The 7764-nt window shown below is 63.6% G+C and carries 8 protein-coding genes; 7 read left to right on the top strand and 1 reads right to left on the bottom strand.

The genetic code is table 11. The annotated features are described in order from the left end of the window. From RTX98_RS18840 to RTX98_RS18865, 6 genes are all read left to right on the top strand, one after another. Positions 1-585 (top strand): enoyl-CoA hydratase/isomerase family protein (locus tag RTX98_RS18840; RefSeq protein ID WP_312798363.1); only part of this gene is annotated, 585 nt, incomplete at its 5' end. Further along, positions 582-2195 (top strand): AMP-binding protein, encoded by a 1614-nt coding sequence (locus RTX98_RS18845; RefSeq protein WP_312798364.1) that lies wholly within the window; start codon positions 582-584, stop codon positions 2193-2195. The genes RTX98_RS18840 and RTX98_RS18845, both read left to right, overlap by 4 nt. 1 nt (position 2196) lies before the next feature. Then, complete coding sequence (locus tag RTX98_RS18850) at positions 2197-3189, top strand: nitronate monooxygenase family protein (protein ID WP_312798365.1); 993 nt, start codon at positions 2197-2199, stop codon at positions 3187-3189. Continuing rightward, positions 3179-4609: an NAD-dependent succinate-semialdehyde dehydrogenase gene (locus tag RTX98_RS18855; protein ID WP_312798366.1), complete on the top strand. Its 1431-nt coding sequence runs from the start codon at positions 3179-3181 to the stop codon at positions 4607-4609. The genes RTX98_RS18850 and RTX98_RS18855 overlap by 11 nt, the downstream gene beginning before the upstream one ends. Before the next feature lie 22 nt (positions 4610-4631). Continuing rightward, entirely contained in the window at positions 4632-6215 is a 1584-nt protein-coding gene (locus tag RTX98_RS18860) for a GMC family oxidoreductase (protein ID WP_312798367.1), read from the top strand. Positions 6216-6283: 68 nt separating this feature from the next. Then, the gene (locus RTX98_RS18865; protein ID WP_312798368.1) at positions 6284-6805 is read left to right on the top strand and encodes an acyl-CoA thioesterase; all 522 of its coding nucleotides are present in this window, start codon (positions 6284-6286) and stop codon (positions 6803-6805) included. Positions 6806-6808: 3 nt separating this feature from the next. Here RTX98_RS18865 and RTX98_RS18870 read toward each other — a convergent pair whose 3' ends face one another. Then, positions 6809-7273 carry an Lrp/AsnC family transcriptional regulator gene (locus tag RTX98_RS18870; protein ID WP_312798370.1) on the bottom strand — a complete coding sequence of 155 codons (465 nt, stop codon included), beginning with the start codon at positions 7271-7273 and terminating at the stop codon, positions 6809-6811. Positions 7274-7400: 127 nt separating this feature from the next. Here RTX98_RS18870 and RTX98_RS18875 point away from each other — a divergent pair. Beyond that, a partial coding sequence (locus RTX98_RS18875) for an alanine racemase (protein ID WP_312798372.1) occupies positions 7401-7764 on the top strand: 364 nt, incomplete at its 3' end.

Genomic DNA, 7764 nt, shown 5'->3' on the forward strand with positions numbered 1-7764 from the left:
TGCGCTGGCGCCGACCTGAAGGAGCGCACCGGCAAGGACGAAGCATGGGTGATCGCCCGCCGGCAGGCGTCGTTCGCCGCCTATGACGCGATCGGGCGCTGCGGCAAGCCGGTCGTGGCGCTGACCCAGGGGCCGGTTGTCGGCTCCGGCGGCGAAATCATCATGAGCTGCGACTTCGTCGTCGCGTCGGAGAAGACCACCTTCCGCTTTCCCGAGCCGCAATGGGGCACCGTCGGCGCAACCCAGCGCCTGCAGCGGGTGATCGGCCGCATGAATGCCAAGGAATTGCTGTTCACCAGCCGGATCATGCCGGTGGAAGAAGCCTATCAGCGCGGCCTCGTCTCGCGCGTCGTTTTGCCCGATGCCCTTGAACAGGTCGGTCAGGAGATCGCCGACAGCATTGCCGCCGCTCCTCCGCTCGCCATGGCGCTGACCAAGCAGGCCGTCGACATGGGTCACGAAACCAACCTGACCAACGGCATCCGCATCGAGATGGCGGCGATCGAGCGCAATCTCGCCGATGGCGGCTGGCGCGCCGGTATCGAAAAATTCTCCGAAGTCGTCCGCCGAAAGGGTGGCAAGTGACTGCGCTCGATCTCAAGCCGATCTGTCCCCTAACCCTCTCGGCCGCCCTCCAGCGCTCCACGACCATCGCGCCCGATGTGGAGGCAATCGTCGCCACTGGTGGCCGGCTCACCTTCGGCGAACTGCAGGACAAGGTCGCCGCCGCCCGAGCCGCGCTTTTTGCAGCCGGCGTGCGCAAGGGCGATCGTGTCGGGCTCTGCCTCGGCAATTCAACCGACTGGGTTGTCATTTTCTTTGCGATCGGCTCGCTCGGCGCAGTCACCGTGCCGGTCAATACGCGCTTCGTCGCCTCCGAGATGGCCTATGCGCTCAAGCAGTCGCGGGTCACGACGCTGATCACCTGCGACCGTTTCCTTAAGATCGATTTCATCGCCATGCTGCGTAGTATCTTCGCTGGCATCGACGCGACGCTTCCGCATGAGGCACTGCCCGATCTGAAGCGCGTCCTCGTTGTTGGTGACGATGTTCCGGCAGCGGCGCAAAGCTGGAGGGACCTGTGTACCAAACCCCTCGCGCCCGTCGCACCGTGTGATGAACCGGACGATGTTCTGCTGATCCAGTATACCTCCGGCACCACATCCTTCCCCAAGGGGGTGCTGCTGCGCCACCGCAACATGCTGCCCAACGGCTTTTTCTCTGGCCTTCGCATGGGCCTGCGGCCCGGCGACCGCTTCCACAGCGCCCGCCCCTTCTTCCATGTCGCCGGCACCACGCTGTCCATCCTCTCCTGCCTGCAGCATTGCACAACGCTCGTCAGCATGGACCGCTTCGAACCCGGCGAGGCGTTGCGGCTGATAGAAGCGGAGCGCTGCACGCATTTTTCCGGCAATGACACAATGGCGCTGATGCTGCTGACGCATCCCGACCTGCCCTCGCGCAAGCTCAATCTGCGCGGCGCGTGGCTTGCCGCCTCGCCCACCATCGTCCGTCGCGTCATCGACGAACTCGGAGCCCGCGAATGCGTCGTCGGCTACGGCCTCTCGGAGGCCTCCCCGAACGTCCCGCAGTCCTGCTGGTGGGAGCCGGAAGATATCCGGGTCAGCGCCGCTATGCGCATCCAGACCGGTGTGGAGGTGCGCATCCGTACAGCGGATGTTCGCGATGCCGGGCCTGACGAGCCGGGTGAGATCCAGGTACGCGGCTGGAACATCATGAAGGGCTATTTCGACAAGCCGGAGGAAACCGCCGCGGCGCTCTCTCCCGACGGCTGGCTGGCGACCGGCGATCTCGGCGCCCTCGACGCGTCCGGGCGGCTGCGCTTCATGGGCCGGGCCAAGGATATCGTGCGCGTCGGCGGCGAGAACGTCTCGCCCGCCGATGTCGAGAACGTACTGCACCAGAACCGGCTGATCCGGCAGGCAGCCGTTGTTGGCCTGCCGGACGAGCGGCTGGTCGAGGTCACCGCCGCCTTTGTTATTCTCAACGAGGGCTGCAACACGACGCCGAGCGAGATCATCGACTGGGCAAAGAAGGAAATGGCTGGCTTCAAGGTCCCCCGTCACGTGTGGATCGTCGAGGATTTCGAATCGATCGGCATGACCGCCAGCTCGAAAATCCAGAAGAAACAGCTTGCCGCCCACGCCCGCAAGCTCGCAGGCATCGAGGTCTGACATGCGCATCGAAACCAGCGTCACCAAGCTTCTCGGCATACACCTTCCGATCGTCCAGGCCGGCATGTCTTGGGCATCCTCCAATTCCACGCTGCCGCTTGCCGTCTCCAATGCCGGCGGTCTTGGAGTGCTTGCCGCCGGCCCGATGTTCCCGCATCATCTCGAAGAGGCGATCGACGAGATCAAGGCCGGCACCGACAAGCCTTTCGCCGTCAACCTCCCGCTTTATCGCGAGGGCGCCGAGGCGATCATGGACATGCTGCTCGAGAAGCGCATTCCTGTGCTGATCGCATCCCAGGGCGGGCCGAAGAAATACATAGACCGCTTCAAGGCCGCCGGCACGATCTGCCTGCACGTTGTTTCCGGCGAGATCCATGCCCTCAAGGCTGCCGATGCCGGTGTCGATGGACTGATCGCCGTTGGCGGCGAGGCCGGTGGTCACCCGCCTCCGGAACTCGTCTCGACGCTGGTGCTCGGCCGCGCCATTGCCAAGGCCGTGCCCGACATGCCCCTGATCCTCTCGGGCGGCTTTGCCGATGGCCACGGACTTGCAGCTGCTCTCTCGCTTGGCGCTGGCGCCGCGCAATTCGGCTCGCGCTTCATGATGTCGCGCGAGGCGCGGCTGCATCCCGCCTATCAGGACCTGCTGGTCAAGGCCGGCGTTGCCGACACCATGGTCGTTGGCCGTGGTTTCGGCGTCATCCGTGTCATCCGCAACCAGTTTGCCGAGGGCATGGCCAAGGCCGAGGCCGAGGGGCTCCCGGACGAACAGCGCAAGGCTCTGTTCACCGCAAGTTCGCTCAAGACCGCCGCTTTCGACGGCAACGTGGATGCAGGCAAGGTCGAGGCCGGTCAGAGCGCGGGCCTCGTCAAGGAAGTTCTGCCGGCCGCCGAGATCGTTGCCCGCATCGCAGACGAATATGCGCAGGTCGCCAGCAGCCTGCCGAAACCGGAATTTGATCGCAATTTCAAGGAAATCAGTCATGCTCGATAAACCGCTCTTGATCGATGGGATCTGGCGTGCCGCCTCCGGCAACCGCACTGCCGAGGTCAAGAACCCCGCGACCGGACAGCGTATTGCGCAATTGCCGATCGCCGAACGCGCCGATCTGGATGCCGCGCTTGGCGCAGCCAGCCGGGGCTTCGAGACCTGGCGCAAGATGACGGCGCTCGAACGTTCCCGCATCATGCAGAAGGCAGCCGGTATCGTCCGGGAGCGGGCGGAAACGATCGCCCAGCATATGGTGCGCGAGCAGGGCAAGCCGCTGGCCGAGGCGCGCGGCGAAGCCAATGCCGCACCGGAACATATCGAATGGCATGCCGAGGAAGCCCGCCGCATTTACGGCCGTGTCATCCCCTCGCGCGTGCCGGGTGCGCGGCAGATGTCGCTGCGGGAACCGGTTGGCCCCGTTGCCGCCTTCTCGCCGTGGAACTTTCCGATCAACCAACTCGTCCGCAAGATTTCCGCAGCGCTGGCCGCCGGTTGCTCGGTGATCGCCAAGCCGCCGGAAGAAACACCTTCGGCCTGTATCGAGCTTGCCAGAGCCTTCCAAGACGCTGGCGTGCCGGCCGGCGTAATCAACATCGTCTTCGGCATTCCGCACGAAGTGTCGGACTACCTGATCGCTTCCCCGATCATCCAGAAGATCTCCTTCACCGGCTCGGTTCCGGTCGGCAAGGCGCTGGCAGCAGCGGCCGCCTCGCATATGAAGCGTTCCACGATGGAGCTCGGCGGCCATGCGCCGTACATCGTCGCGGACGACGCGGATGTGGCGGCTGCAGCCAAGCTCGGCGTCATGCTGAAATATCGCAATGCCGGTCAGGTCTGCGCCTCGCCGACGCGATTTTATGTACATGACTCAGTTTATGACGGCTTCAGAGACAGCTTCGTCGCCGGCGCAAAGGCGCTGAAGGTGGGTGACGGTCTGGCTGACGAAACCCAGATGGGCCCGCTCGCCAATCCGCGCCGCCTCGATGCGATGGAAATGTTAGTCGATGACGCTATCTCGGCCGGCGCCAAGCTGGAATGCGGCGGTCGCCGTATCGGCAATGCCGGTTTCTTCTTCGAGCCGACGGTGCTGTCCGACGTACCGGAAGAAGCCCGCATCATGAACGAGGAGCCCTTCGGGCCGGTCGCGGCTCTGGTGCGCGTCGGTTCGGTGGACGAGGCGATCGAGCGCAGCAACCGGCTGCCCTTCGGCCTCGCTGCTTTCGCCTTTACCCGCTCTCTCAAGACGGCCGACCGCTTCGCCGAGGAGCTGGCGGCGGGCATGGTGTCGATCAACCATTTTGGCATCGCCGCCGCCGAGACGCCGTTCGGCGGCATCAAGGATAGTGGCTACGGCAGCGAAGGCGGTGCGGAAAGCCTCGATGGCTATCTGACGACGAAGTTCGTCAGCCACGTCGGCGCCTGAGCCGGGACCTGAGCGGCAGCGGATGAAAACGTTTGATTACATCGTCGTGGGCGGCGGCTCGTCCGGCTGCGTGGTGACGAACCGGCTGGTCAAGGCCGGCAAGAGCGTGCTGATGCTGGAGGCCGGGCCGAAGGACAATATGCCCTTCATCCACATCCCGGCCGCCTTCGTGCGCGTGCTTGGTACGAAACGCACCTTCATGTATCAGACCGAGCCGGAACCCGGCGCCAATGGCCGGGTGCTGGTCGTACCGCAGGGCCGCACGCTCGGCGGCGGCTCTTCCGTCAATGCAATGATCTACATCCGCGGCCAGGCGCAGGATTACGACACCTGGCGTGATCTCGGCTGCGAGGGCTGGGGCTATGACGACGTCTTGCCGGTGTTCAAGCGTAGCGAGGACAACGAGACGCTGGCCGGCGAATATCACGGCACCAGCGGTCCGTTGAAGGTCTCGGAGCCGCGCCACCGTCATCCGATCAGTTCGGCCTTCCTGCGCGCCGCCCAGGAAGTGGGCCTGCCCCTGACGCATGATTTCAACGGAGCGTCACAAGAAGGCGTCGGCTTCTTCCAGACCACCACCTTCAATGCGCGGCGCGGCTCGACGGCCGCCACCTATCTCAAGGCGGTCAAGGGATCGCCGCTGCTCACGATCAGCACCGATAGCGCCGTCTCCCGCATCATGATGGAAAATGGCGCCGCCTCGGGGATCGCTTATCGCACGGCCGACGGCGTGGATCACCAAGCCCGGGCCAAGGAGGAGGTCATTCTGTGCGCCGGCGCACTGGCGACGCCGAAGCTGATGATGCTCTCCGGCATCGGGCCGGCGGTACATCTTGCATCGCACGGCATTCCGGTGCTGCGCGACCTGCCCGGCGTCGGCGAGAATTTTCAGGACCATATCACAGCCTCCGTCTACGGCATCACCGATCGGCCGGTCTCGATGAAGGGACAGGACAAGGGGCTTCGGGCCGCCCTCAACGGCCTGCAGTATCTCTTCGGCCGCGCTGGCCTGCTGACCTCCAACGTGGTCGAGACGGGCGGCTTCATCGATACGTCCGGCTGCGGCCGGCCGGACATCCAGTTCCATGTGACGCCGGCTCTGGTAGGCGACGCCTCGCGCGGGCAGATGGATGGCCACGGCGTATCGATCAATCCGTGCATCCTGCGCCCGGAGGCACGGGGCAAGGTTTCGCTGCGAAGCACCAGGGCCGAGGATCCGATCGTGTTCTTCGGCAATAACCTCAACAACCGGACTGACATCGAAACCCTGATGCGCGGTATCAAGCTCGGCCGCAAGATCCTAGCTGCGCCGGCGATGAAGGCGCTCGGCTTCCGCGAATTGGCTCCCGGCGACGAAGCACAGAGCGACGAGGCGATCGAGAAACACGCGCGCTCCATAGCCAAGACCGTCTACCACCCCTCCGGCACGGCCAAGATGGGCCGCGACGCCATGGCCGTGGTCGACAGTCAGTTGCGGGTGATCGGCGTTCCGCGTTTACGGGTTGCCGATGCCTCGGTCATGCCGACGCTTGTCAGCGGCAACACCAATGCGCCGACGATCATGATCGCTGAACGCTGCGCCGATTTCATCCTGTCACGCGCTTAAGTCTCGCACCGCGCGTTGCAGTAGGCAGGTTGCGTTCCATCGGCATCAAACTCAACGTGGGACGACGGATGGCATTGGCCGAGGCTGACCCGAGACGCTTGGAAATGACGGTTTTGATGACGCCGGACATGGCGAACTTTTCCGGCAAGGTGCACGGCGGCGCTCTTCTGAACCTCCTCGATCGCGTCGCCTTCTCCTGCGCCTCGCGTTATTCGCAGCAATATGCCGTGACGCTGTCCGTCGATCAGGTGACCTTCAAGGAGCCGATCGATGTCGGCGAGCTCGTGACCTTTCGCGCCTCGATCAACCATACGGGCCGCACATCGATGGAAGTCGGTATTCGCGTCGAGGCAGAGAACATCCGCTCGGGGCTCCGACGTCACACCAATTCCTGTTACTTTACCATGGTCGCGGTCGACGACAACGGCCGCCCGGTGCAGGTGCCGAAACTCCGTCCCGAGGAGCCGATTGACATCCGTCGCCACCATGCCGCCATGCTGCGCCGCACCCTGCGGCGGGAATTTGCCGAACGGCTGGAGCAGGCTTCCGCCAGCGGCCGCGACCTCGAAGCCAGGCTGCACGATAGGTAATGCTCAGCGCCTGCTTTTGATGCGCGTCGCCAGCACGTTTCGGATCGAAAAGCTCGAATGGATGCGCAAGACGCCCGGCAGGGTCGAAAGGATTTCCTTGTGGATTCGCTCGAACTCGCCGGCATTGGCGACCTCGACGCGCAGCAGATAGTCCGAGCCCCCGGTCATCAGGAAGCATTCGCGGATTTCCGGGTGTTTTTGCACCGCCGCCTCGAAGCGATCGAGATGCTCCTCCGTCTGCCGCTCCAGCGTAATGTTGATGATCACCGCGATGGTGGACTCGATCGACGCGGTATCGGCGAGCACCGTATAGCCGCGGATGACGTTGCTATCCTCCATGATGCGTATGCGCCGCATACAGGCTGATGGCGACAGTCCGACCTCCTCGGCGATCTTCACATTGTTCATCCGCGCATCGAGCCGTAGAAGGCGCAGAATATTGCGGTCGATCGCATCGAGAGAGGCCATAGCGTATTATTCCAAAAATTCGGGTTCCATTTCAAAAATTATAAGTTATCGAAATTTTCATGCAATCATATGCGTGAAATTCGAGGATCGTTTCACTAAGATCTGTCCACCTTAGCGCGGATTGGACATGAACGCTGCAGCTCTCGATGTAACGCTGCCCTTCCAAGCCTCGGCCGAAGGCGCTTCCGGAATCCTGACAATCGACCTGCAGGCGCTTGGCTGCAATTACGAGAAACTGTCGGCCCTGGTCGCGCCCGGACGGGCGGCGGCGGTTGTCAAGGCGGATGCCTATGGGCTCGGTGCGGAGCGGGTCGCGCGGGCGCTCTATTACAAGGGTTGTCGGCATTTCTTCGTGGCCCATTATGTCGAAGCTACCCGACTGCGGCGCGTTATGGCGGATGATGCCAGGATGTTCGTGCTGAACGGCTTGCAGCCCGGAAGCGAGACTTCCTGCGCCAAGGCCGGCATTGTGCCGGTCGTCAATTCGCTGG

The organism is Tianweitania sp. (assembly GCF_032053605.1).
In the GTDB taxonomy this organism is placed as follows: Bacteria; Pseudomonadota; Alphaproteobacteria; order Rhizobiales; family Rhizobiaceae; genus Tianweitania.